The sequence below is a fragment of the Sporosarcina sp. P37 genome, assembly GCF_002109365.1.
Lineage (GTDB): Bacteria > Bacillota > Bacilli > Bacillales_A > Planococcaceae > Sporosarcina.
Window position 1 is genome coordinate 2,892,606 of sequence record NZ_CP015349.1, and the last position, 24,469, is coordinate 2,917,074.

Annotated in this window: 23 protein-coding genes and 1 pseudogene; all 24 read left to right on the forward strand. The window is 46.1% G+C overall.

The window, feature by feature from the left end:
* The 24 genes and pseudogenes from plsX (at window position 1) to trmFO (ending at window position 24,277) form a co-directional block, all read left to right on the forward strand.
* The gene (gene plsX, locus SporoP37_RS14410; RefSeq protein WP_085431315.1) at window positions 1-993 is read left to right on the forward strand and encodes a phosphate acyltransferase PlsX; all 993 of its coding nucleotides are present in this window, start codon (window positions 1-3) and stop codon (window positions 991-993) included.
* Window positions 990-1,934, forward strand: coding sequence for an ACP S-malonyltransferase (fabD, locus tag SporoP37_RS14415; protein ID WP_085431316.1), 945 nt, complete (start codon window positions 990-992; stop codon window positions 1,932-1,934). Before plsX ends, fabD begins: the two co-directional genes overlap by 4 nt.
* Window positions 1,934-2,678, forward strand: a pseudogene (gene fabG, locus SporoP37_RS14420) (3-oxoacyl-[acyl-carrier-protein] reductase). The gene fabD and the pseudogene fabG overlap by 1 nt, the downstream one beginning before the upstream one ends.
* 112 nt (window positions 2,679-2,790) lie before the next feature.
* Window positions 2,791-3,030 (forward strand): acyl carrier protein, encoded by a 240-nt coding sequence (locus SporoP37_RS14425; RefSeq protein ID WP_029052326.1) that lies wholly within the window; start codon window positions 2,791-2,793, stop codon window positions 3,028-3,030.
* A 134-nt stretch (window positions 3,031-3,164) separates the two neighbouring features.
* Complete coding sequence (rnc, locus tag SporoP37_RS14430; RefSeq protein ID WP_232329851.1) at window positions 3,165-3,902, forward strand: ribonuclease III; 738 nt, start codon at window positions 3,165-3,167, stop codon at window positions 3,900-3,902.
* Between the two features lie 2 nt (window positions 3,903-3,904).
* On the forward strand, window positions 3,905-7,462 hold the full coding sequence (smc, locus tag SporoP37_RS14435) for a chromosome segregation protein SMC (RefSeq protein ID WP_158233582.1): 3,558 nt from the start codon (window positions 3,905-3,907) through the stop codon (window positions 7,460-7,462).
* Between the two features lie 12 nt (window positions 7,463-7,474).
* Entirely contained in the window at window positions 7,475-8,509 is a 1,035-nt protein-coding gene (gene ftsY / locus SporoP37_RS14440; protein WP_085431318.1) for a signal recognition particle-docking protein FtsY, read from the forward strand.
* A gap of 63 nt (window positions 8,510-8,572) precedes the next feature.
* Entirely contained in the window at window positions 8,573-8,899 is a 327-nt protein-coding gene (locus SporoP37_RS14445) for a putative DNA-binding protein (RefSeq protein ID WP_196796808.1), read from the forward strand.
* Window positions 8,900-8,911: 12 nt separating this feature from the next.
* On the forward strand, window positions 8,912-10,267 hold the full coding sequence (ffh, locus tag SporoP37_RS14450) for a signal recognition particle protein (RefSeq protein ID WP_081244335.1): 1,356 nt from the start codon (window positions 8,912-8,914) through the stop codon (window positions 10,265-10,267).
* Between the two features lie 92 nt (window positions 10,268-10,359).
* On the forward strand, window positions 10,360-10,632 hold the full coding sequence (rpsP, locus tag SporoP37_RS14455) for a 30S ribosomal protein S16 (protein WP_081244336.1): 273 nt from the start codon (window positions 10,360-10,362) through the stop codon (window positions 10,630-10,632).
* A 15-nt stretch (window positions 10,633-10,647) separates the two neighbouring features.
* Window positions 10,648-10,881 (forward strand): KH domain-containing protein, encoded by a 234-nt coding sequence (locus tag SporoP37_RS14460; RefSeq protein ID WP_081244337.1) that lies wholly within the window; start codon window positions 10,648-10,650, stop codon window positions 10,879-10,881.
* Between the two features lie 76 nt (window positions 10,882-10,957).
* Window positions 10,958-11,473, forward strand: a complete 516-nt coding sequence (rimM, locus tag SporoP37_RS14465) for a ribosome maturation factor RimM (protein WP_085431319.1) — start codon at window positions 10,958-10,960, stop codon at window positions 11,471-11,473.
* Window positions 11,470-12,210 (forward strand): tRNA (guanosine(37)-N1)-methyltransferase TrmD, encoded by a 741-nt coding sequence (gene trmD, locus SporoP37_RS14470; RefSeq protein ID WP_081244339.1) that lies wholly within the window; start codon window positions 11,470-11,472, stop codon window positions 12,208-12,210. Before rimM ends, trmD begins: the two co-directional genes overlap by 4 nt.
* Before the next feature lie 126 nt (window positions 12,211-12,336).
* Entirely contained in the window at window positions 12,337-12,681 is a 345-nt protein-coding gene (gene rplS, locus SporoP37_RS14475) for a 50S ribosomal protein L19 (protein ID WP_081244340.1), read from the forward strand.
* 102 nt (window positions 12,682-12,783) lie between these two features.
* The gene (lepB, locus tag SporoP37_RS14480) at window positions 12,784-13,350 is read left to right on the forward strand and encodes a signal peptidase I (RefSeq protein WP_369821984.1); all 567 of its coding nucleotides are present in this window, start codon (window positions 12,784-12,786) and stop codon (window positions 13,348-13,350) included.
* A gap of 18 nt (window positions 13,351-13,368) precedes the next feature.
* Window positions 13,369-14,223 carry a ribosome biogenesis GTPase YlqF gene (gene ylqF, locus SporoP37_RS14485; RefSeq protein ID WP_081244342.1) on the forward strand — a complete coding sequence of 285 codons (855 nt, stop codon included), beginning with the start codon at window positions 13,369-13,371 and terminating at the stop codon, window positions 14,221-14,223.
* A gap of 115 nt (window positions 14,224-14,338) precedes the next feature.
* Window positions 14,339-15,112: a ribonuclease HII gene (locus tag SporoP37_RS14490; RefSeq protein ID WP_081244343.1), complete on the forward strand. Its 774-nt coding sequence runs from the start codon at window positions 14,339-14,341 to the stop codon at window positions 15,110-15,112.
* Complete coding sequence (locus SporoP37_RS14495) at window positions 15,109-17,268, forward strand: hypothetical protein (RefSeq protein ID WP_085431320.1); 2,160 nt, start codon at window positions 15,109-15,111, stop codon at window positions 17,266-17,268. Before SporoP37_RS14490 ends, SporoP37_RS14495 begins: the two co-directional genes overlap by 4 nt.
* Entirely contained in the window at window positions 17,265-17,549 is a 285-nt protein-coding gene (locus SporoP37_RS14500; RefSeq protein WP_081244345.1) for an EscU/YscU/HrcU family type III secretion system export apparatus switch protein, read from the forward strand. The genes SporoP37_RS14495 and SporoP37_RS14500 overlap by 4 nt, the downstream gene beginning before the upstream one ends.
* 136 nt (window positions 17,550-17,685) lie before the next feature.
* A complete protein-coding gene (gene sucC / locus SporoP37_RS14505; protein WP_081244346.1) occupies window positions 17,686-18,846 on the forward strand; it encodes an ADP-forming succinate--CoA ligase subunit beta in 1,161 nt (386 codons plus the stop codon).
* Between the two features lie 18 nt (window positions 18,847-18,864).
* Window positions 18,865-19,767 (forward strand): succinate--CoA ligase subunit alpha, encoded by a 903-nt coding sequence (gene sucD, locus SporoP37_RS14510; protein WP_081244347.1) that lies wholly within the window; start codon window positions 18,865-18,867, stop codon window positions 19,765-19,767.
* Between the two features lie 72 nt (window positions 19,768-19,839).
* Window positions 19,840-20,715: a DNA-processing protein DprA gene (gene dprA, locus SporoP37_RS14515; RefSeq protein ID WP_081244348.1), complete on the forward strand. Its 876-nt coding sequence runs from the start codon at window positions 19,840-19,842 to the stop codon at window positions 20,713-20,715.
* Between the two features lie 128 nt (window positions 20,716-20,843).
* Window positions 20,844-22,919 carry a type I DNA topoisomerase gene (topA, locus tag SporoP37_RS14520; protein ID WP_085431321.1) on the forward strand — a complete coding sequence of 692 codons (2,076 nt, stop codon included), beginning with the start codon at window positions 20,844-20,846 and terminating at the stop codon, window positions 22,917-22,919.
* Between the two features lie 47 nt (window positions 22,920-22,966).
* Complete coding sequence (gene trmFO, locus SporoP37_RS14525) at window positions 22,967-24,277, forward strand: FADH(2)-oxidizing methylenetetrahydrofolate--tRNA-(uracil(54)-C(5))-methyltransferase TrmFO (protein WP_081244350.1); 1,311 nt, start codon at window positions 22,967-22,969, stop codon at window positions 24,275-24,277.
* Window positions 24,278-24,469 lie beyond the last annotated feature (192 nt).

Genomic DNA, 24,469 nt, shown 5'->3' on the forward strand with positions numbered 1-24,469 from the left:
ATGATTATTGCAGTAGATGCAATGGGTGGAGATCATGCTCCCGGAGAAATCGTCAAGGGAGCACTACAGAGCTTGCATGCATTTGAAGACATCAAGATACATATATTCGGTGACGAGAAAAAAATGACACCGTTTCTCGAGCCGCATCCGCGACTGCAAGTCGTACACTGCTCGGAGGTCATTGAGCCAGATGACGAGCCTGTTCGTGCGATACGAAAGAAAAAAGATGCATCCATGGTTCGTATGGCACAAGCGGTAAAAGACGGAGAAGCGCAAGCATGTGTATCGGCAGGAAATACCGGCGCCCTTATGTCCGCTGGTCTTTTTATTGTGGGACGTTTGGATGGTATTCAAAGGCCGGCACTGGCGCCGACGTTACCGACGATTGACGGCAGCGGTTTTGTTTTGCTTGATGTCGGAGCGAATTCAGACAGTAAGCCTGCACAATTGGCTCAGTTTGCAATTATGGGCAGTGTGTATGCGGAAAAAGTGCGTGGAATCGATAAACCGCGTGTTGGTCTGCTGAACATCGGCACGGAGTCGGGAAAAGGAAATGAATTGACAAAAGCAGCGTATGAAGAACTTCAGAAGGCTCCGGTCAACTTTATCGGAAACGTAGAATCACGTGACCTGCTGAACGGAGTGGCTGACGTTGTCGTGACGGATGGTTTCACGGGCAATATGGTGCTGAAGACAATTGAAGGCACCGCGATGAATGTCTTTTCTATGATTAAAGATGTGTTCATGTCTTCTTTGAAAACCAAGCTTGCAGCAGGGTTGGTGAAGGAGGACTTAAAGGGCCTAAAGAAAAAGATGGACTACTCTGAATACGGCGGTGCAGGATTATTTGGTTTGAACCAGCCTGTGATCAAAGCACACGGTTCATCGAATGCCAATGCTCTATTCAATGCGGTTCGCCAGGCGAGAACCATGGTACAATATCAAGTATGTGAAACTATTAAAGAAACAGTCGGAGAGGATGAAGAAACTTGAGTAAACTGGCATTTGTATTCCCGGGACAAGGCTCACAAGTTGTAGGGATGGGTAAAGAATTTACAGAGAAAAATGAAACATGCAGACAATTCATGCAGAAAGCCGATAAGGCGCTTGGTTTTGAATTAAGCAAACTGATGCTTGAAGGTCCGCAGGAAGAGCTGACCCTGACATACAATGCACAGCCCGCATTACTCACGGCGGGTGCAATGATCGCAGCGCGTCTCGAGCAGGAGGGGATTGTTCCTGACTACTCAGCGGGCCACAGCCTTGGTGAATATACAGCGCTTGTTGAATCGAAAGTACTTTCATTTGAAGATGCGGTCGTGGCAGTTCATAAAAGAGGTCTTTATATGAACGAAGCGGTTCCGGCAGGCCAGGGTGCTATGGCTGCAATTTTGGGAATAGACAGGGACGTCCTGGAATCTATCACACAGAATATTACAGAATCAGGCCATCCGGTACAGGCAGCTAACTTGAACTGTCCCGGTCAGATTGTGATCTCGGGCGCTAAAGCAGGTGTTGATAAAGCGTGCACATCGCTAAAAGAGGCAGGTGCGAAACGCGCATTGCCGCTGAATGTCAGCGGGCCGTTCCACTCAGTTCTGATGCAGCCGGCAGCAGAAGAGCTGCAGAAAACTCTGGAAGATATTACTATGAAGGATGCGGAAATTCCCGTCATCGCGAATGTCACGGCGGACGAAGTGACAAAACAAGAAGAAATAAAGAAGCTTTTAGTTGAACAGCTTTACTCACCAGTTCGCTGGGAAGAATCTGTTGAAAAGTTGCTTGAACTCGGAGTTACCCGTTTTGTAGAGTGCGGACCGGGCAAAGTGCTGAGCGGACTAATCCGTAAAATCGACCGCACTGCAACAGTGTATCCGGTTTACGATGAAGAAACGCTCGAGAAGTTTCTTGAAGAAGCGAAAGGATGGTCATGATGGGAAGATTTGATGGAAAGACAGCAGTCGTTACAGGAGCTTCCAGAGGGATTGGACGAACTGTAGCATTGCGTTTGGCGTCAGAAGGTGCAAAGGTAGTCGTCAATTACAGCGGCAGTAAAGAAAAGGCGGAAGAAGTAGCGGAAGAGATCCGTTCTGCAGGCGGTGAAGCGCTCGTCTTTCAGGCAAACGTTTCGGATGCCGATCAAGTAAAAGCCATGATGGACGAAACGGTTAAACAATTCGGCACCATCGATTTTCTTATCAATAATGCAGGCATCACGCGTGATAATTTATTGATGCGCATGAAAGAAGACGAGTGGGATGACGTATTGTCGATAAATCTGAAGGGGTTTTCTTATGCACGAAGGCTGTTACGCGTCAAATGATGCGTCAGCGTGCAGGGAAAATCGTCAATTTAGCATCGTTGTCGGAGTGGTGGGAAATCCCGGGCAAGCGAACTATGTGGCGGCGAAAGCAGGCGTCATCGGCTTGACAAAAACAACCGCAAAAGAATTGGCTGCGCGTAATATTTTAGTTAATGCGGTAGCACCGGGTTTCATTACAACTGATATGACTGATGAGCTCGGCGACGATATGAAAGAACAATTGCTGTCGACGATACCTTTGGGCAAGCTTGGCAGTGCAGACGACGTAGCGGGCACTGTGGCTTTTCTGCTGTCAGATGAAGCAAAATATATTACCGGTCAGACAATCAATGTTGACGGCGGAATGGTGATGTAAACGAACTACTTCTGCGAATGCGCTACTTATGGTTGCGCTTACCGGTGCACTAACCCCTATAATTCAATAGAAGTCCATGGGCCGTTACTGGCTTTGAGAGGAGGTGACTATGTTGTCAACAGTACTTGAGCGTGTAACAAAAGTAGTTGTCGACCGTCTGGGCGTCGATGAAAGCGAAGTAAAACCTGAAGCTTCTTTCCGTGAGGATCTGGGAGCTGATTCATTAGATGTAGTAGAACTTGTTATGGAATTTGAAGATGAGTTTGAAACAGAAATCTCTGATGACGATGCAGAAAAGATTGCAACTGTCGGAGATGCAGTAACGTACATCACAGAAAAAGTAGGCGAATGACCTTTACGGTGAGACTCTTTCTTCCTTTCATCTGAAAAGGAGAAAGCGTCTCTTTTCGCTTTACAGTACAGACATAACTTTTATAGATGAGAGGCAGAGTAGTTTATGAAAAATAAGAGAACTGTAAAAGAGACATCATCCTATCCTACGTTGCCGCAGCTGTGCGGGAGAAATTTAACAAGCTCCAGCAGGAAATGGGTATTAAATTTCAAGACGAGAATTTATTATACAATGCATTTATTCATTCCTCCTATGTCAATGAACACCGGCGTAAGAAGTTTTCCGATAATGAGCGCTTAGAATTCCTTGGGGATGCTGTACTCGAACTGGGAGTATCTAAGTTTTTATTCCGTACAGAACCTGCAAAAAGCGAAGGGGAGCTGACGAAGCTCCGTGCTGCGATTGTTTGTGAGCCGTCACTTGTCACGTTCTCAAATGAACTTCATTTTGGTGACTATATTTTGCTTGGCAAGGGAGAAGAGCTGACAGGCGGCAGAATGCGTCCTGCACTGCTCGCGGATGTATTTGAAGCATATATCGGTGCGCTCTACCTGGATCAGGGCATGGAAGTCGTAGAAGAGTTCCTGAAACAAATCGTTTTTCCGAAAATTAGTATCGGAGCTTTTTCGCATGTGACAGATTATAAAAGTCGCCTGCAAGAATTGGTGCAGCAAAAAAATAACGGACCTCTTCAATATGAAGTAATTGAGGAGAAAGGTCCTGCACATGCGAAAAAGTTTGTTACCGTAGTGAACCTCAATGATCAGCAGCTGGGGAGAGGGATTGGCAAATCTAAAAAAGAAGCAGAACAGGAAGCTGCCCGTCGTGCGATTGAACAGTTACAGACGCAAACAGACGAAGGGGAGAACTAATCGTGTTTTTAAAGAGGCTGGAAATTGCAGGCTTTAAGTCTTTTGCGGAGAAAATCCATATTGATTTTGTACCTGGTGTTACAGCCATCGTCGGACCGAACGGCAGCGGAAAAAGTAATGTTATTGATGCGATCCGCTGGGTGCTCGGCGAACAGTCGGCAAAATCACTTCGCGGCAGTAAAATGGAAGATGTTATTTTTGCCGGCAGTGATTCCCGTAAAGCGATTAACTTTGCAGAAGTCACACTCATTCTGGACAATACGGATAATCTGTTTCCGCTGGATTACACAGAGATCAGTGTCAGCAGAAGAGTTTTCCGGTCCGGAGACAGCGCCTATCTGCTGAATGGCCAAACGTGCCGGCTAAAAGATATCACTGCGCTATTTATGGATTCAGGGCTGGGCAAAGAGGCTTTCTCAATTATTTCACAGGGACGGGTTGATGAGATATTAAACAGCCGTGCGGAGGAGCGCAGAAACGTTTTTGACGAAGCGGCGGGCGTGTTAAAATATAAAACCCATAAACTGCAGGCGGAGCATAAACTGTTCGAGACTACTGATAATTTAGATCGTGTGCAAGATATATTGAAAGAAATTGACGACCGGCTAGCTCCGCTTGAAAAGGAAGCGGGACTGGCCCGTCAAGCTGCACATCTGCAGTCTGAACTCCGAGAGGCGGATGTGCGGTTATTGCATCATGACGCGGGCACACTGCAGAAGCAGATTTCTGAAAAAACAGCAGCTGTAGAGGCTGATGAAGCAGAGCAGCGGCAATCATCTGCAGTACTTCAGCAGCGTGAACAGGAACTAGAACAGGATAAACAGCTGCTTGGACAAATCGAAGCTGCGCTGGATGAACTGCAAAGCCAGCTAGTCAATAAAACATCAGATGCGGAAAAATGGGAAGGCAGAAGACTGCTGTCCCTTGAAAAAAGCCGCAATACGAAGCAGCAGGTAGAACGGATCACACAAGAACTGCAAGCCGCTGAACAAGCTGAACAAGCAGCGAAAGATAAACTCCTTGCGATGCAGGCCAAACAGACAGCAGCTCAGCAGGAATTGGAAGCCGTTGTGAAAGAGAGTAAACAAGTCACATCTATGCTGAGCAGTTCATTGAAAGAAACAGAACAGCAAATTGAACGGCTAAAATCAGACTATATTGAACGGCTCAATGAAGAAGCGACTGTGCGCAGTGAAATCAGGCATGTGGTAGAGCGTCTGCAAGGTGAAAAGTCATCCACTGAAAAGATTACTGTGCAGACTGCTCTTCTTTCTGAAAGGCAGCAGCAATTGACGAAAGAGCAGCAGGAGAAAATGGCGCAAAAGACCGTCATTCAGAAACAGCTTGACGAGCTGGAGAAATCTGCGAAAGCATGCCAGCAACAATTAACTGAAGAAGAACAGCGTCTGTCTACACAGCAGCAATTTCTGCAGAAAGCACTGCGCAGACAGTCTGAAATGCAGGGGAGACTCCGTGCTCTGGAAAGTTTAGAGAAAGATTTCTCCGGATTTTATTCGGGTGTGAAAGAAGTGCTGCACGCAAAGAAGCAACAGCGTATACAAGGTATTGAAGGGGCGGTAGTAGAACTGATTACTACAGAACCTTCCTATACGAAAGCAATCGAAACAGCCCTTGGCGGCGCGATGCAACATATCATCACGACAACTGAACGTGACGCGAGGCAGGCGATCGGTTATCTGAAGTCTAAAAACTTCGGACGCGCAACGTTTCTTCCGCTGGATATTTTAAAGCCGCGGGAGCTGCCGATGAACAGCCGTCAGCTGCTTAGTGGGCAGCCGGGATTTATCGGTACAGCGTTTGAACTGATTCAAACTTCTCCTGCCTATGAATCTGTCGCCAAAAATTTATTAGGCCAGACCATAGTGGCGAGTGATTTGCAGACAGCTTCCGGTTTGGCAAAAGCAATAAGCCACCGCTACCGCATCGTCACACTCGATGGTGATATCATCAATGCGGGCGGATCACTGACCGGCGGAGGTGCAAAAGGGCAATCCACTTTATTTTCGCGGAAAGCGGAAGTAGAGACACTTACCGCTCAGCTGCAGCAAATGGATGAATCCATTCAGCAGGCCACGGCGCAAATAGCGGAAACACGCAACCAGGTGGGAGTCAGTTTACATTTGCGCGATCAGCTGAGGACCCGGACAGAAGAGGTTCTGCAGAAAAAGTCTGCTATTCATACTTCTTTACAGGAAACCGAAATGGAACTGCGTTCTGTGAAAATGGAGATTTCAACAATTGAAATTGGGCGAACTGATACGGCATCTGCAGAAAAAGAGCTTATCAGGAAAAAAGAGGGCTTACAAACGCATCACATAGCTTTAAAAAGCGAACTTCAAGAGATCATGGAAAAGCTTGAAAGCCTGGAACGTTTAGTTGAAAATGGCCGCGAAGAGCAACAGTCACTGCAGCAAAAACTGCATGATCTGCAACAGAAAAGTGCTGTACTGAAAGAGCAGAACGCGTACCGTGAAAACAGCATTTTGGAAACAAAAGACCAATTGGCGGAACTGCATCAGACAATCAGCCGACTGCAGGAGGAGCATCAGTATGTCCGGGAGTTTGTCATCGGCAACGAGCTGTCCCCTGAAGAAATTGAGAAGCACAGTCAAGAGGCAAACGAAGCAAAGCAGCAAATCCAGCAACAAATTGAGGCAGAACGAACGAAACGGTCCGGGCAAGTGCAGCGGGTCCAATCACACGAACAGCAAATGAAACAGCTCAGACAGCAGGCAGGTACGGTGGCTGAGCGATTGAATACAGTGAAAGTTCAATTGTCCAGGCTCGAAACACAGTATGAAACTGTCATAGAACGTCTGGATGAAGAGTACGGTCTGCGTCCAAATGAACTGCAGTCGGATACACCGGATATTCCGCAGCTTCGGAAAACTGTGGATGAATGTAAGCAGCGGCTTGCGGCGATCGGTCCGGTCAATCCAAATGCCATCCAGGAATTTGAAGAGGTTTCCGGCCGCCACCAGTTTTTGCAGTCGCAGCGCAATGATCTGCTGGAAGCAAAAAACACGCTGCAGGAAGCGATGGAGGAGATGGACCAGGAAATGAAGAGCCGCTTCGAGATGACATTTGAAGCGATTCGCAGTCATTTCCGCCGGGTGTTCAAAGAAATGTTTGGCGGCGGAGAAGCCGACTTACTCTTAACAGATCCAGCCAATTTGCTGACGACAGGAATTGATATTGTGGCGCGTCCTCCGGGGAAGAAACTGCAGAATTTACGTCTGCTGTCAGGCGGGGAACGTGCGCTGACTGTGATTTCCTTGCTGTTTTCGATTCTGGAAGTCCGTCCGGTGCCGTTCTGTATACTTGACGAAGTGGAAGCGGCACTGGATGAAGCGAACGTAGTGCGTTATAGTAATTATTTGAAGAAAGTTTCAGAGCAGACGCAATTCATTGTGATCACTCACCGGAAAGGTACGATGGAAGGCGCGGATGTACTGTACGGCATTACAATGCAGGAATCGGGCGTTTCAAAAATGCTTTCTGTCAAACTGTCTGAAGTGGCAGAAGAAATCAATAGCTAAGGAGTGAACTGAATGTCTTTTTTTAAGAAAATAAAAGATAAAATTTCAGGTACAAATGAAGCGGTAACAGAAAAATTCAAAGACGGTCTGACCAAGACGCGGGATTCATTTACGTCAAAAGTAAATGACCTCGTATCGAAATTCCGTGTAGTGGATGAAGAGTTTTTTGAAGAACTGGAAGAAGTATTGCTTCAGGCGGATGTAGGGTTTGAAACCGTTATGGAATTGATCGATCTGTTGAAAGATGAAGTCAAACGCAAAAACATTAAAGATACTGCAGGAATGCAGTCATTGATTTCTGAAAAACTCGTGGAGATTTATAACTCAGGTGAAGAAATGTCCAATAAGCTGACTATTGAAGAGGGCCGTCTGAACGTTATTCTGATGGTCGGAGTAAATGGTGTCGGCAAAACAACGACGATCGGTAAGATGGCGGCCCGTCTGCAAAAAGAAGGCAAAACCGTCATGCTGGCAGCAGGCGATACGTTCCGGGCAGGCGCGATTGACCAGCTCGTTGTCTGGGGAGAGCGAACAGGCGCAGAAGTCATCCGGCAGGCAGAAGGTTCAGATCCGGCTGCGGTCATCTTTGACGCGGTGAAAGCGGCGAAGAAACGTAATATTGATGTTCTAATCTGTGACACGGCAGGACGCCTTCAAAACAAAGTGAACCTGATGAATGAACTGGAAAAAGTTCACCGTATCATCGGCCGTGAAATTGAAGGCGCGCCGCATGAAGTATTGCTTGCGCTTGATGCGACTACCGGTCAGAATGCGTTAATTCAAGCCCAGACATTCAACGAAGCGACGAATGTTACGGGAATTGTCCTGACGAAACTCGACGGTACAGCAAAGGGCGGTATTGTGCTGGCAATCCGCAACAAGCTCAACATTCCGGTGAAATTCGTCGGTCTTGGAGAAGGCATCGATGATTTACAGCCGTTTGATCCGGAAAAATACGTCTACGGATTGTTTGCAGATGGTCTGGAAATGGAAGACAGTGATCTGGATAAAGAAGGAAATGAAGAAGATGCTGAAGAAGACAAGTAAAAATACTTGACAGCAAACAGTGTCCGGGCTACTATAAAGTGGTGACTGAAGGAGGTCGTGATCATGCTTGAAAAAACGACAAGAGTGAACTTCCTCTTTGATTTTTATCAATCATTATTAACAGACAAACAACGTTTATATATGCAATTATATTATTTGGATGATCTTTCTCTCGGTGAAATTGCGGAACAATACAGCGTATCGAGACAGGCAGTGTATGACAATGTAAAAAGAACCGAAGCCATGCTTGAAGATTATGAGAAAAAACTCAAACTGTTTGAAAAGCATGAAAGCCGTCTGGAAATCGTAGAGCAGCTGTCAGAAATGATACCTGCATATGACCCTGACCGGTTCAAAGAATTGCTGCACACCTTAAAGGATTTTGAATAGGGGGGATTGTCTATGGCTTTTGAAGGTCTGGCCGAACGCCTGCAAGGTACGATGAATAAGATTACAGGCAAAGGCAAAATCAATGAATCTGATGTAAAAGAAATGATGCGGGAAGTGCGTTTTGCGCTGATTGAGGCCGACGTTAACCTAAAAGTTGTGAAAGAATTTGTCAAGACGGTCAGCGAACGCTCAGTTGGCCAGGACGTTATGAAAAGCTTGACGCCGGGACAGCAAGTCGTAAAGATTGTTAAAGATGAATTGACGAATCTGATGGGCGGGGAGCAGAACCCGATCCAATTTTCCCGCAAATCACCAACTGTCATTATGATGGTCGGTTTGCAGGGGGCCGGTAAAACGACAACTTCCGGCAAATTAGCCACGGTTTTGCGTAAAAAACATAATAAAAAGCCTTTGCTCGTTGCAGCGGATATTTATCGTCCGGCTGCCATTCAGCAGCTCGAAACGCTTGGGAAGCAAATCACCATTCCTGTGTTCTCTATGGGAACAGATCAGTCACCTGTTGAAATTGCACGCAAGGCAATGGAAGAAGCCGAGCGCGAACACCATGACGTAGTCATCATTGATACAGCCGGCCGTCTGCACGTCGATGAAGCCCTCATGCAGGAACTGAAGGATATCCGTGAACTGACGAAGCCTGATGAGGTATTCCTGGTAGTCGATGCCATGACAGGTCAGGATGCTGTCAACGTGGCTAAGAGTTTCGACGAGACCATTGGAATCACGGGTGTTGTGCTGACGAAACTCGACGGAGATACCCGCGGCGGGGCGGCATTGTCCATTCGTTCTGTTACGCAAAAACCGATCAAATTCGTTGGTATGGGCGAGAAGATGGATGCGCTGGAGCCGTTTCATCCGGAGCGTATGGCATCACGAATTCTTGGCATGGGCGATGTCATGTCGCTCATTGAAAAAGCGCAGGAAAACGTGGATGAAACCAAAGCAAAAGAGCTCGAGCAGAAATTGCGCACGCAAACTTTCACGCTCGATGACTTCCTTGATCAGCTGCAGCAAGTGAAAAAGATGGGGCCGCTCGATGAAATTTTAAAAATGATGCCAGGCGCCAATAAAATTAAAGGGCTTGACAGTGCAAAAGTGGATGAAAGTCAGATGGGTCGTGTCGAAGCAGTCATCTATTCCATGACATTGGCTGAACGCGAAAATCCGGACATTATCAACGCAAGCCGAAAAAAACGGATTGCAACTGGTGCGGGCACATCCATTCAGGAAGTGAACCGACTGCTGAAACAGTTTGAAGAAATGAAGAAAATGGTCAAACAGATGACCAACATGCAGCAAAAAGGCAAAAAGAAGGGCAAAATGCCTGGTTTTGATTCATTTTTTAAATAAAATAACAGGTGTTAAGAAAAAACACTTTACAAACAAACAAAACCTTGATAATATACTATCTTGTGTGAAACTATTCGGAGGTGTAGATAATAATGGCAGTTAAAATTCGTCTAAAACGTATGGGAGCTAAGAGATCTCCTTTTTATCGTATTGTAGTAGCTGATGCACGTGCACCACGTGACGGCCGTCAAATCGATCAGGTTGGTACATACAACCCGCTTACAAAGCCGGCAACAGTTGATATCAACGAAGAATTGGCTTTGAAATGGCTTCAGGATGGAGCTAAACCATCTGATACAGTACGTAACTTGTTCTCAGAACAAGGTATCATGGAAAAATTCCATAACGCTAAATACAGCAAGTAATTTGGAGGGGTGGACATGAAGCAGCTGATTGAAACAATTGTAAAACCGTTAGTCGATTACCCGGATGACGTGAAAGTGGTATCTGAAGAGCAGTCTCAGCGAGTCGTTTATCAGTTATCAGTGAATGCGGAAGATATGGGTAAAGTGATCGGGAAGCAAGGTCGTGTGGCAAAAGCGATCCGTACGATTGTTTACTCAGCAGCAGGCAGCCACCACGGCAAAAAAGTGTATTTGGATATTTTGGATTGATCCAAAAGGAAGGAGCCCCGGTTCCTTCCTTTTTTTGCACGTATAAATACTTGATTCATATAACGGAGGCGAAATAATGGAATGGTTTAACGTAGGCACCATCGTCAATACACATGGTATTAAAGGGGAAGTGCGTGTTATGTCAAAGACGGACTTCCCGGAGGAGCGTTACAAAGCAGGAAGCAAGCTGGCGATTTTTATGCCAAAAAGTAAAACACCGACTTTTGTGACGGTGACAAGCCATCGCAAGCATAAAAACTTTGACCTGCTGACGTTTGAAGGTTATCCGAACATCAATGACGTGGAGAAGTTCCGTGACGGCGTGATTAAAGTATCGGAAAAAGAGCTGACAGAACTTGAAGAGAATGAATTCTACTACCATGAAATCATCGGCTGCCGTGTTATTACAGATACAGGTGAAGAGATCGGCACTGTTACTGAGATTATCGAAACAGGCGCCAATGACGTCTGGACAGTCACACCTGCTGAAGGAAAACCGCATTATATCCCGTACATTGAAGATGTCGTAAAAGATATAAATCTCGACGAATCAGTAATTACAATTGAACTGATGGACGGTCTGCTTTCATGATGCAAATCGACGTACTCTCGCTGTTTCCGGAAATGTTTGAAGGCGTGCTGCATTCTTCCATTATGAAAAAAGCGCAGGAACAACAAGCCGCATCATTTCGAGTAACGGATTTTCGTGACTATGCAACAAATAAACATAGAAAAGTGGATGATTACCCGTATGGCGGCGGAGCGGGAATGGTATTAAAACCTGAACCTCTTTTCGCCGCAGTGGAAGCGGTGACCGGTACAGGTGAAAGCAAGCCGCGTGTCATTCTGATGTGTCCGCAGGGCGAACGCTTTACACAAAAGAAAGCAGAAGAACTTGCACAGGAGCAGCATCTGGTTTTCATCTGCGGTCATTATGAAGGGTATGACGAAAGAATCCGAGAATATTTGGTGACAGATGAAATCTCCCTGGGTGACTTCGTCCTGACAGGCGGAGAGGTGGCTTCGATGGCGATTATCGACAGTGTAGTGAGATTATTGCCGGACGTGCTTGGAAATGATCTCTCAGCTGTCCACGACTCGTTTTCGACGGGCATGCTGGAACATCCTCAGTACACCCGCCCTGCATCATTCAACGGCCTGGAAGTGCCTCCTGTGCTGTTATCAGGCAATCATGCTGAAATTGATAAGTGGAGAGAAGAGCAGGCGTTTTACCGCACGGCTGCACGGCGCCCGGAACTATTGGAGGATGCTCCGCTTACGGATTATCAGCAAAAACTTTACCGGCAATGGAAACAAAAAAGAGACTGAATTTGCTTGATTCGCCAACTTGCATATGATATGATTTATTAAGCGCTTTTTAAGAGCGCCTATTTTACTGTTGTTCCGCTGCAATTCAACACGTGCAAGAGCATCAGAAAAGAAGGAGAGAAAAACATGCAAAAACTAATTGCAGATATTACAAAAGATCAGTTGCGCACTGAGCACCCTTCATTCCGTCCCGGTGACACTCTTCGCTTACACGTGAAGATCATTGAGGGAACTCGTGAGCGTATCCAGTTATTCGAAGGTGTTGTTATCAAACGCCGCGGTGGTGGAATCAGCGAAACTTTCACTGTCCGTAAAATTTCAAACGGTGTTGGAGTGGAACGTACATTCCCATTACACACACCAAAACTTGCAAAAATTGAAGTAACTCGTCGCGGTAAAGTTCGTCGTGCGAAATTGTACTACTTGCGTAAATTGCGCGGTAAAGCAGCACGTATTAAAGAACTCCGCTAATCAGATAAGCAAAACGAAGGGGGCCTTGCATTTGGCCTCCTTTCTTTTTGCTCCGAATGACAAATAACTGTACAATAATAACAGACAAGGCAGGAGGCAGGACTGATGGAAGAAAAGAAAACGAGAAGTGAAGGCTTAGAATGGATCAAAGCGCTGTTAATTGCATTTGGATTGGCTGCTATTATACGTATCTTTTTATTCACGCCAATCGTTGTCGACGGAATTTCCATGATGCCGACATTGGAGCATGGAGACCGCATGATTGTCAATAAAATCGGTTATACCATCGGCGAACCGCATCGTTTTGATATCGTCGTGTTTCATGCACCCGAACAGAAAGACTATATCAAACGTGTAATTGGTCTGCCTGGCGACACGGTGGAATACAAGGACGATGTGCTTTATATAAACGACAAAGCGTATGAAGAACCGTATCTTGATCAATACAAAGCCGAAGTGCAGGACGGAACGCTGACAGAAGATTTCACACTGCAGGATGTCCCGCAAATCGAGGCGGAAACAGTGCCGGAGGATCATGTATTTGTGATGGGCGACAATCGTCGGAAGAGCAAAGACTCAAGACATATCGGTGCGGTATCGATCGATGAAATCATCGGCAGCACAAGTGTGGTATTTTGGCCGATCAAAGATTTCGGTCTTGTGAAATAACGAAAGGAGACGATTCGATTGACCATTCAGTGGTTTCCGGGCCATATGGCGAAAGCGAGACGCGAAGTCTCTGAAAAACTGAAATTAGTGGATATTGTGTTTGAATTAATAGACGCGAGATTACCGCTCTCTTCACGTAATCCAATGATTGATGAACTCATCCATCAAAAACCCAGACTGCTTATTTTAAACAAAATGGACCTGGCGGATGAAGTGCAGACCAAACGCTGGATTGCATATTTTGAAGAGCAGGGTTTTCGCACCGTTGCGATTAACTCATTTGAAGGAAAAGGCCTGCAAACAGTTATGAAAGCAGCGAAAGAAATACTGCAGCCGAAATTTGACCGCATGAAGCAGCGAGGGATCCGCCCTGGTGCAATCCGCGCAATGATTGTCGGTATTCCAAACGTAGGGAAATCGACATTGATCAACCGGCTGGCAAAGAAAAATATTGCAAAAACAGGTAATAAACCAGGCGTCACGAAAGCCCAGCAATGGATTAAATATGGCAAAGAACTTGAATTACTTGATACACCGGGCGTACTCTGGCCGAAGTTTGAAGATCCCGAAGCGGGTTATAAACTGGCATTGACGGGCGCGATTAAAGATTCCATACTGAATATGGAAGAGCTGGCGGTCTACGGACTCCGCTTTTTGGAAGCGCATTATCCGGAGCGGCTTGAGCAGCGTTATGAGATGTCAGAAGTCGGTGAAAACATTCAAGCGCTGTTCGATAAGATCGGTGAACGCCGGAAAGTATACGGTGCCGGCGGAGAAATAGATTATGACAAAGTCGCCGAGATGGTTGTGCAGGACATACGAGACCAGCAGGCAGGTAAATTAACATTTGATTTCCCGGAAGAATTTGAATAATTAAAAGCAACGGCTTGGGATGGAGTTTCCCGGCCGTTGCTTTTTTGTCGAAAAAATGATTTGGGAACCGATATAATACATAGACAATAACTTTTCAGATGGACAGGTGAAGAAAATGATGACGATACAGCAAATAAAAAAACAACTGGAGAACTTGCAGGAACCGAACGAGTGGCTGGAAGAACTGCAGTCCGATCAGCGCAAAGGTGTCCGGCAGGCGATCAGCCAATGGCATAAACGGTACGAAAAAAGCCAATTGCTTGTACAGGAATTCCAGCAGAAAAAAGCATTTGATGATTCCTATAGATCGAACCGGATTCAATTGATTGCAGGAGTTGATGAAGCGGGAAGAGGACCGCTTGCTGGACCGGTTGTCACAGCTGCCGTCATTCTTCCGGAGGAGTGTCCTGGGTTAATCGGATTGGATGATTCAAAGAAAGTATCAAAAGAAAAAAGACAGGAATTTGCCGCTCTAATTAAAGAACAGGCTATAGCGTACGCTGTACACGTGCAGCCCGCCGCTCGGATAGATGAACTGAATATCTATCAGGCGACGAAACAGTCGATGGAAACAGCCGTCAGCAGCCTGGAAACGGCACCCCATGCAGTGATAGCTGACGCGATGAATCTGAATCTGGAATGTCCTTGTTATTCCATTGTAAAAGGTGACGAAAAAAGTTTGGCAATCGCAGCAGCTTCCATTTTAGCCAAAACAACACGGGATGCACTGATGAACGAATTGCATGAAAAGTTTCCTTGGTACGCATTCAATGAAAATGCGGGTTACGGAACTGCCAAGCACCTTCAAGGACTTGAAACGCACGGGTTTTGCGAACATCACCGGAAAACTTTTGAACCGATTAAAACGATGTGGAGGAACAGACAATGAATCTTAGCTCCTTATCCATTTCATCCGCCGGCGCAGCTTCAACTGAAACGAAGCCGCTGACTTTAAGGGAAGGTCAGATGATTCACGGGAAGATCGCTCAATTATTCCCGGGGCAAATGGCGCAAGTGCAAGTAGGAAATCAGCGGCTGTATGCAAAACTGGAAGTCCCTATGCAGGCAGGAGATCAATATTTCTTCAAAGTCAACGGCACGGAACCTGAGTTACAATTGCAAGTCATTTCCGGTCCTATGCGGAGCGGGGAAGGTCAGTCTGCACAACTGTCACAGCTGATGGAGTCGCTGGACTTGCCGAAAACACAGGAAATGAAGGATATGCTGACCGCGATTATCAGGCAAAAGATTCCGGTCACAAAAGAAAACCTCCTTGAAGCTGTGACTCTCCTGCAATCTGCGCCCCGGGGGATGAAAGCGATTGCCGTTGAAACGCTCGGTAAAATGGCAGAGTCGCGTCTTCCTATTACGCCGTCAGTCTTCCGCTCATTGCTTCAGGCGCAAAGCGGCACGATTTCACAGCAACTCACCACACTGCAGACCGCCATTCAAAAAGAGCCCAATCTGTCTCCTGCGCTGCGGGAACAGCTAGTAACGACCATGCAGGCGTTATCCACTCCTGCAGGCCAGGCTGTCGGCAGGGAGCTGCTAGGGTCGGCCTTGTCGCAGCTGCTGGATCCGCAAACCGATAGAACAGAGAGGTTTGCAGCGCTGCAGCTTCTGAAAAGCGCGGATATTTTGCCTGCGCGCACATCACTGGCTAACCTTCCGCAAGTATTAGCCGAATTGGTGACGAATACGGCGGATGCGAAAACAGCGGCAAATGCTGCGTCCAGTCAAACGGCAGCGGCAAATGCTGTCTTGACACAGCTCAGTCAATTAACCCAGGCTGCTGCTGCGAATCAGCAGACTGTCAGTGCGATTATGCAAAATATTACCCGCCAGCTCGCCAATACATCTCTGCCGGAATCTGTGAAGCATACATTACAGACCGTGCTCAATCAGCTGACTCAGCAGCCTGTGACGGAAGCCGCAAAAGCTGCAGTCATCGAACAGTTCAGCAGAGTATTCACAGAGGCGGGCGCTGCAGCCGCACCATCTGCGCTGGCATCGGTTCAGAACATCCAGACTGCCATTAGCCAATTAAGCCAGACGCCCGCAGCTGATCTGCAGAGGATCGAAGCAATTGAACAGCACCTGGCCCGCCACCTTCAAAATAATTCCGCATTACCTGAACCTGTGAAACAGGCACTGCAAAACAGTATGAGCCCATTTACACAACAGCCCCTGACTGAAACCGCAAAAACAGCAGCGGTTGAACAACTAAGTCACGCGTTACTGCAGCAGGCGGGCAGGCAGGACGTCTCAAGGGAAGTGCAGCAGGCCTTACAATCTCTGTTCATACCGTCGGATAAATCTGAGGAAGCGATGCGTTCGCTGTACCGGGCGGCAGAAAGTTCCGCCAATAACCATATCAGGCAAATTCTTCAGGCCGCAGAAACACAAGTGTCTCAAACGATGAATGGGCCAGTCATGAAAGAGGCAATCCAGCATATTGTCAGCACACTTGGTCTGAATTACGAAGCTGTGCTTAACGACAAGGACCCCGATTTGTCGAATATTGCCCATACATTGAAACCGCAATTATTGGCCATACTACAGGATCCGTCACTGTCTCCTCCGTTGCGGGATGCAGCGGAAACCATGGTGCTGCGCATGAATGGGACAGTAATCCAGTCTGGAGATACAGGGCTGCAGCATCAATTGATCATGCAGCTGCCTTTGGAAATGTTCGGTAAAAAAATCGACGCGACGCTTCAGTGGAACGGCAGAATGAAAGAAAATGGTCAGATCGATCCGTCATTTGCGCGGATATTATTTTATTTGGAGCTCGAATCACTGTCGACTACACTGGTTGACATGCATGTGCAGAACAAGGTGGTAAACTTGACAATTTTCAATGGAATTTCTTCTTTGAAAACTACGGGAATGCCATTTCAGGTACAGCTGAAAGAAGGTCTGGAAAAAGCGGGGTATAAGCTGTCGGGCATTTCGTTTAAACCGTTTACAGAACAGCAGCAAATCAGCGAAAAAGCTGCCAGTGCCCCCCATTTTGATGAGGGAGGAGTGGATTACAGGATATGAAAGAAGAACGCTATATCCGTAAAGAAGCCGTTGCGCTGTCTTATGATCCAGAGGTGGCAGATGCGCCGAAAGTTATCGCCAAGGGAAAAGGGAAGATTGCGGAAAATATACTGGAACGTGCGGCAGCGCATGATATTCCCGTTCAGGAAGATCCGAGTCTGCTGGAATTGCTTGGTCAATTAAATGTCAATGAAACAATCCCTGAAGAACTTTATCAGGCAGTATCTGAAGTGTTTGCTTATGTTTACCGTTTAGACCGGGAAAAAGGTGGTAAGCAATAAAGAAGAGCCGATGAATTGTAAGAATCTATAGAAATTAAATTAGCAATAGCGATTCTTGGACAATGTGTGACGGTTTGATTACAATAATAAAGTAGTTAAGCTTCAAGCAATTGCAAATCGAATGGAGGCAGTACGTATGAACATCCATGAATATCAAGGGAAGCAGCTATTAAGAGATTACGGAGTGGCTGTTTCGAAAGGCCGTGTCGCTTTTTCACCAAAAGAAGCAGTGGCAGTGGCGAAAGAACTCGGTACTACGCCGATTGTGGTAAAAGCACAAATACACGCGGGCGGACGAGGGAAAGCCGGCGGTGTCAAAATTGTAAAAAATCTTGATGACGTCCGGGCAGTAGCAGCTGATTTGATCGGCAAGCAGCTCGTTACGCACCAAACAGGTCCTGAAGGTCAGGAAATAAAACGACTTCTTGTTGAAGAAGGAATCGATATTGACCAGGAATTTTACATTGGTCTGGTCGTGGACCGCGCAACTGACCGCGTAACGTTAATGGGGTCTGCTGAAGGCGGAGTAGAAATAGAAGAAGTTGCTGAAAAAAATCCGGAAAAGATTTTTTATGAAGTAATAGATCCGGTAGTGGGATTGGCTCCTTTCCAGGCGCGCCGCATGGCGTTCAACATGCAAATCCCAAGTAAGTTAATCAATAAAGCTGTAGGTCTATTCTTAGGATTGTATAAAGTATTCAGTGAAAAAGACGCATCGATCGTAGAGATTAATCCGCTAGTCGTAACAAAGGACGAGCGTGTACTTGCGCTGGATGCAAAATTCAACTTTGACGATAATGCCACATTCCGTCATAAAGATATTGTCGAATTACGCGATTTTGATGAAGAAGATCCGAAAGAAATCGAAGCATCCAAACATGACTTAAGTTATATTTCCCTTGACGGAAATATCGGCTGTATGGTTAATGGTGCCGGTTTAGCGATGGCTACAATGGATACGATTCATTATTATGGCGGAGAACCCGCTAACTTCCTGGATGTTGGGGGCGGCGCCAAGAAAGAAAAAGTTGCAGCTGCTTTCAAAATTATTTTGTCAGATCCTAAAGTAAAAGGGATTTTCGTTAATATCTTTGGCGGAATCATGAAATGTGACGTAATTGCAGAAGGTGTAATTGAAGCAGCGAAAGAAGTGGGTCTTCAAGTGCCTCTTGTTGTGCGTCTTGAAGGAACGAATGTGGAACGCGGGAAAGCTTTGCTGAAAGAATCCGGAATTAATATTGTTGCAGCGGATTCTATGGCAGAAGGCGCGAAAAAAATCGTTGAGTTGATAGGATAAGAAAGGCAGGTACAAATCATGAGTATTTATGTAAATAAAGATACAAAAGTAATTGTACAAGGAATTACAGGTTCCACTGCCCTGTTCCACACACAGCAAATGTTGGAATATGGTACGAAAATTGTCGCTGGCGTAACGCCTGGTAAAGGCGGTCAGACGGTGGAAGGCGTGCCGGTATTTGACACTGTGGAAGAAGCAGTTAAAGAAACAGGGGCAACTGTTTCCATCATTTACGTTCCTGCACCATATGCAGCGGATGCAATTATGGAAGGCGTCGATGCCGGACTTGACATGACAATCTGTATTACAGAGCATATACCTGTCCTTGACATGATTAAAGTGAAACGTTATATGGAAGGCAAAAAGACTCGATTGATCGGTCCGAACTGTCCGGGTGTCATTACGGCGGATGAAACGAAAATCGGCATTATGCCTGGCTATATTCATACAAAAGGTCACGTGGGCGTTGTTTCACGTTCAGGGACACTAACGTATGAAGCGGTTCATCAGCTGACGCAGGAAGGAATCGGGCAGACTACTGCAGTAGGAATCGGGGGAGACCCGGTAAACGGCACGAACTTTATTGACGTCCTGAAAGAGTTCAATGAAGACCCTGAAACATATGCAGTGGTCATGATCGGTGAAATCGGCGGTACGGCGGAAGAAGAAGCTGCTGAATGGGTGAAAGAACATATGACCAAGCCTGTAGTAGGCTTCATTGGCGGTCAGACAGCCCCTGAAGGTAAGCGTATGGGCCATGCTGGTGCGATTATTTCAGGCGGTAAGGGTACTGCTGCAGAAAAGATCAAAGCATTGCAGGCAGCGGATATTCAAGTTGCAGAAACACCATCGGTTATCGGTGAAACATTGATTAAAGTCCTGAAAGAAAAAGGTCTGTACGAGAAATGTAAAACGAAGTAAACTGAAAGGAGCAGCGTAATCGCTGCTCCTTTTTTCGTGCTCTTGCTTGTAGTGTCGATTAAGGAGCATTCAATGATCTATACAAATCAGCAGCAGCAATTGATAAATATGCATTACATCCACCCTGTGCCGTTCAACCGCTTTCATTTGCTGCTGCAGGAAAATCCTTCACTTGAAAATCTGGAAACTTACTCTGTGCTGCAATGGGCATATTTTTTCGGGCTGACAGCCGAAAAAGCAGCCAAGTTATCCGGCCAATATGCAGAAATATCCGCACTTCCCATCCTGAATTTATTGAAAAAAACGGACTGCATCCCTATCCCGTATTTTCACCCTGATTATCCGGATGAATTAAAGCAATTATGTGATCCGCCCGCTGTGCTGTATAGTAAAGGTGACATTACGTTACTGAAAACCAGACCCCGAGTGGGAATTATCGGTTCCCGTAAAGCCACAGTGTATTCAAAAAAAGCCCTGGACTTCATCGTGCCGCCGCTTGTGGACAATCGTATCCCTATTGTATCGGGGCTCGCTGAAGGCGCGGATACGATGGCTCACCGGGCCGCCATCCACTACGGGGGGAAAACGATCGGTGTGCTGGGGCATGGATTTTCTCATATATATCCGAAGAAAAATAAAGAAATTGCAGAGAAAATGGCGAAAAATCATTTGCTCGTAACAGAATATCCGCCGTACTTGCCGCCGGCCAAATGGACGTTTCCTATGCGCAATCGGATCATCAGCGGTTTATCGGATGCACTCGTCATAACCGAGTCCGTTGAAAGAAGCGGAACGATGAGTACTGTGGAGCATGCGCTTGATCATGGAAAAGAAATTTTCGCGGTTCCCGGCGCCATCGATTCACCGCTTTCTGCAGGCCCGAATAAGCTGTTGGATGAAGGCGCTAAGCCATTATGGAGCGGATTTCAGATTATCGATTTGTTATAGGTAATTGCCATCCAATCGCATTGCAAAATGTTTAAAAGGTTGCATTATCCCGAAAACTGTTATACATTTTGCAACAGATATTCTTTTGCTGAATAAATATAAAGAAATCTCTCTGAGGAGGGAACGATATGGCAGATTACTTAGTAATTGTGGAATCGCCTGCTAAAGCGAAAACGATTGAACGTTACTTAGGAAAAAAGTATAAAGTTAGTGCCTCGCTGGGGCATTTACGTGATTTACCCCGCAGTCAAATGGGTGTAGATACTGAGAATAATTATGAGCCGAAGTATATTACGATCCGAGGCAAAGGACCGATACTTCAAGAGTTGAAGAGGGATGCAAAAAAAGCGAAGAAAATATTTCTCGCGGCTGACCCGGATCGTGAAGGGGAAGCAATTGCATGGCATTTATCGCATCAGCTGGGTGTGGATACCGAATCTGACTGCCGCGTAGTTTTCAATGAAATTACAAAAGACGCTATTAAAGAATCATTTAAACATCCCCGTCCGATCAATATGGATTTAGTCGATGCACAACAGGCACGGCGTATTCTTGACAGGCTAGTAGGGTATAACATCAGCCCGATTCTCTGGAAGAAAGTAAAAAAGGGCTTATCTGCAGGACGCGTGCAATCAGTCGCACTTCGATTAATTATTGACCGCGAGAATGAAATTAACGCGTTTGAACCAGAAGAATACTGGTCTATCACGTCCCAGTTCACAAAGGCTGATAAAACTTTTGAAGCGTCATTTTACGGCAATGCTTCAGAAAAGTTGAAGCTGACAAACCAGGAACAAGTGGAAAAAATCATTGATTCATTGCAGTCAGATGAATTTGAAGTGTCTAAGGTAGTGAAGAAAGAACGCAGACGTAATCCGGCATTGCCGTTCACTACATCATCTCTCCAGCAGGAAGCAGCACGTAAGCTGAACTTCCGCGCGAAGAAGACGATGATGATGGCACAGCAATTATATGAAGGAATTGCAATTGGAAAAGAAGGAACGGTCGGTTTGATCACCTATATGCGTACCGATTCTACACGAATTTCCGACAGTGCGAAAGAAGAAGTGAAATCATTCATTCATACGATGTACGGGGAAGAGTTCATTTCAACCAGCACGAAAAAAACGAAAGCAAAAGCGAATACGCAGGATGCGCACGAAGCAGTCCGGCCGACTTCAGCGATGCGCCCGCCAGACGCGATGAAAGCGTTCTTATCAAGAGATCAATATCGGTTGTATAAATTGATTTGGGAGCGGTTTGTCGCAAGCCAAATGGCGCCTGCAGTATTAGATACCGTAACAGCTGATTTCCTGAACAATGATATTCGTTTCAGAGCATCCGGGTCACAGGTAAAGTTCCCGGGGTTCATGAAAGTGTATATTGAAGGCAGTGATGACCAGCAAGAAGAGAAAGAAAACATCCTGCCGCCGCTTGAAGAAGGCGAGAAAGTCAAATTCGCCGAAGTGGATCCAAAACAGCATTTCACACAGCCGCCGCCAAGATACTCTGAGGCACGCCTGGTGAAAACACTTGAGGAATTGGGAATAGGACGTCCTTCCACGTATGCGCCGACGCTCGATACGATTCAAAAGCGGGGCTATGTCACATTAGATGCCAAACGGTTTATTCCGACGGAGCTTGGCGGTATTGTACATCAGGCGGTCAATCAATATTTCCCGGATATTATCGACATTGAATTTACGAGACAAATGGAACAGCGTCTTGACCATGTGGAAGAAGGCACTATTGAATGGCGCAAGGTCATCGATGAATTCTACCGTGAATTTGAAAAGCACGTTGAAGTAGCTGACGCGGAAATGGAGAAAATTGAAATAAAAGATGAGCCGGCAGGCGAAGACTGCGAGAAGTGCGGTTCGCCGATGGTTTACAAAATGGGCCGCTACGGTAAATTTATGGCATGCTCCAACTTCCCTGACTGCCGCAACACGAAAGCAATTATCAAACCAATTGGTGTCACATGTCCGAAATGTAAAGAAGGCGAAGTCGTTGAGCGGAAAAGCAAAACGAAACGGATATTCTTCGGCTGTGACCAGTATCCCGAATGTGATTACGTCTCATGGGATAAACCTATTTCGAGACCTTGTCCGAAATGTCAACATACACTGGTGGAGAAGCGCCTGAAAAAAGGTGTTCAAATCCAATGTACAGAATGTGATTATAAAGAAGAAACGCAAAGTTAATCAGCATATAAATAGTATTCCAGCATAATGAGAAAGAGGTAGTTAAAATGACGCAAACTGTAAATGTAATCGGTGCGGGGTTAGCCGGAAGTGAAGCTGCTTGGCAATTAGCTAATCGAGGGGTTCAAGTGAAATTATATGAAATGCGTCCCGTGAAGCAAACGCCCGCCCATCACACAGACAAATTTGCGGAGTTAGTATGCAGCAACTCATTGCGCGCCAATAATTTAACGAATGCAGTAGGCGTGATTAAAGAAGAGATGCGTCAATTTAATTCCTTAATTATCCAGGCTGCAGATGACTGTGCGGTTCCTGCCGGCGGTGCGCTTGCAGTGGACCGTCACGAATTTGCGGATAACGTAACCGAAAAGATCCGTAACCATCCAAATATTGAAGTCATCAATGAAGAAGTGACGAAATTGCCGGATGGAATAACGGTAGTTGCCTCAGGTCCTTTGACATCACCTGCACTCGCTGAAGAAATCCGGCAGCTGACAGGTGAAGATTATTTATACTTCTACGATGCGGCAGCCCCTATCGTGGAAAGTGATTCAATCGATATGGACAAAGTCTATTTAAAATCCCGTTATGATAAAGGGGAAGCGGCATACTTAAACTGTCCTATGAACGCCGAAGAGTTCGAACGTTTCTATGAGGCGCTCATATCTGCGGAAGTTGCGCCGTTGAAGGATTTCGAGAAAGAAATGTACTTTGAGGGCTGCATGCCGATTGAAGTTATGGCGAAGCGCGGTGCAAAAACAATGTTGTTCGGTCCTTTAAAACCGGTTGGACTGGAAGATCCGAAGACTGGCAGAGAGCCAAAAGCTGTCGTTCAGCTTCGGCAGGACAATGCGGCAGGGACATTGTACAATCTGGTTGGTTTCCAGACGCATCTGAAATGGGGAGCGCAGAAAGAAGTGCTGAAATTAATCCCTGGATTGGAAAATGTGGAAATCGTACGCTATGGCGTTATGCATCGTAATACATTCATAAACTCTCCTAGAGTACTGAATTGCACATACCAATTAAAATCACAGCCGACAATTCTTTTCGCCGGTCAAATGACAGGTGTAGAAGGATATGTAGAATCCGCAGGTTCAGGACTGATCGCAGGCATCAACGCTGCGCAATTGGCAAAAGGCGACAAACCTGTCCGTTTTCCAAGAGAAACAGCACTCGGGAGTATGGCGCGCTATATTACGGAAGCTGATCCAAATAACTTCCAGCCGATTAATATCAACTTTGGTTTGTTCCCTGAGCTGGAAAGACGGTATAAAACAAAAGGCGAACGTGCGGAAAAACATGCAAACCGGGCGCTCCATGCGGTAGAAGAATTTAAAGAAACAACGAATATCTAATCATGCATTGTATAGAGTAAGATAAACCGGGACTGAAGCCGAAACCTTAAAAGAGGTTTTGATTTCAGTCCTTTTTTGCGACCCGCTAAGATAGTCGGGGTTTATTGGAAGCAGGATGTGTGTCGCGGAAGGGATGAACTTCGGCGCGCTTTTCCGTTTTCCAATAAATAACTGAAACTTCTCGATATTTGA

What these genes read in the sequence shown, in the direction of transcription:
- plsX (WP_085431315.1), top strand. Translation starts at nt 1, where the DNA reads ATGATTATTGCAGTAGATGCAATGGGTGGAGATCATGCTCCCGGAGAA.
- ftsY (WP_085431318.1), top strand. Translation starts at nt 7,475, where the DNA reads ATGTCTTTTTTTAAGAAAATAAAAGATAAAATTTCAGGTACAAATGAA.
- SporoP37_RS14445 (WP_196796808.1), top strand. Translation starts at nt 8,573, where the DNA reads ATGCTTGAAAAAACGACAAGAGTGAACTTCCTCTTTGATTTTTATCAA.
- ffh (WP_081244335.1), top strand. Translation starts at nt 8,912, where the DNA reads ATGGCTTTTGAAGGTCTGGCCGAACGCCTGCAAGGTACGATGAATAAG.
- rpsP (WP_081244336.1), top strand. Translation starts at nt 10,360, where the DNA reads ATGGCAGTTAAAATTCGTCTAAAACGTATGGGAGCTAAGAGATCTCCT.
- SporoP37_RS14460 (WP_081244337.1), top strand. Translation starts at nt 10,648, where the DNA reads ATGAAGCAGCTGATTGAAACAATTGTAAAACCGTTAGTCGATTACCCG.
- rimM (WP_085431319.1), top strand. Translation starts at nt 10,958, where the DNA reads ATGGAATGGTTTAACGTAGGCACCATCGTCAATACACATGGTATTAAA.
- trmD (WP_081244339.1), top strand. Translation starts at nt 11,470, where the DNA reads ATGATGCAAATCGACGTACTCTCGCTGTTTCCGGAAATGTTTGAAGGC.
- rplS (WP_081244340.1), top strand. Translation starts at nt 12,337, where the DNA reads ATGCAAAAACTAATTGCAGATATTACAAAAGATCAGTTGCGCACTGAG.
- SporoP37_RS14490 (WP_081244343.1), top strand. Translation starts at nt 14,339, where the DNA reads ATGATGACGATACAGCAAATAAAAAAACAACTGGAGAACTTGCAGGAA.
- SporoP37_RS14495 (WP_085431320.1), top strand. Translation starts at nt 15,109, where the DNA reads ATGAATCTTAGCTCCTTATCCATTTCATCCGCCGGCGCAGCTTCAACT.
- SporoP37_RS14500 (WP_081244345.1), top strand. Translation starts at nt 17,265, where the DNA reads ATGAAAGAAGAACGCTATATCCGTAAAGAAGCCGTTGCGCTGTCTTAT.
- sucC (WP_081244346.1), top strand. Translation starts at nt 17,686, where the DNA reads ATGAACATCCATGAATATCAAGGGAAGCAGCTATTAAGAGATTACGGA.
- sucD (WP_081244347.1), top strand. Translation starts at nt 18,865, where the DNA reads ATGAGTATTTATGTAAATAAAGATACAAAAGTAATTGTACAAGGAATT.
- dprA (WP_081244348.1), top strand. Translation starts at nt 19,840, where the DNA reads ATGATCTATACAAATCAGCAGCAGCAATTGATAAATATGCATTACATC.
- topA (WP_085431321.1), top strand. Translation starts at nt 20,844, where the DNA reads ATGGCAGATTACTTAGTAATTGTGGAATCGCCTGCTAAAGCGAAAACG.
- trmFO (WP_081244350.1), top strand. Translation starts at nt 22,967, where the DNA reads ATGACGCAAACTGTAAATGTAATCGGTGCGGGGTTAGCCGGAAGTGAA.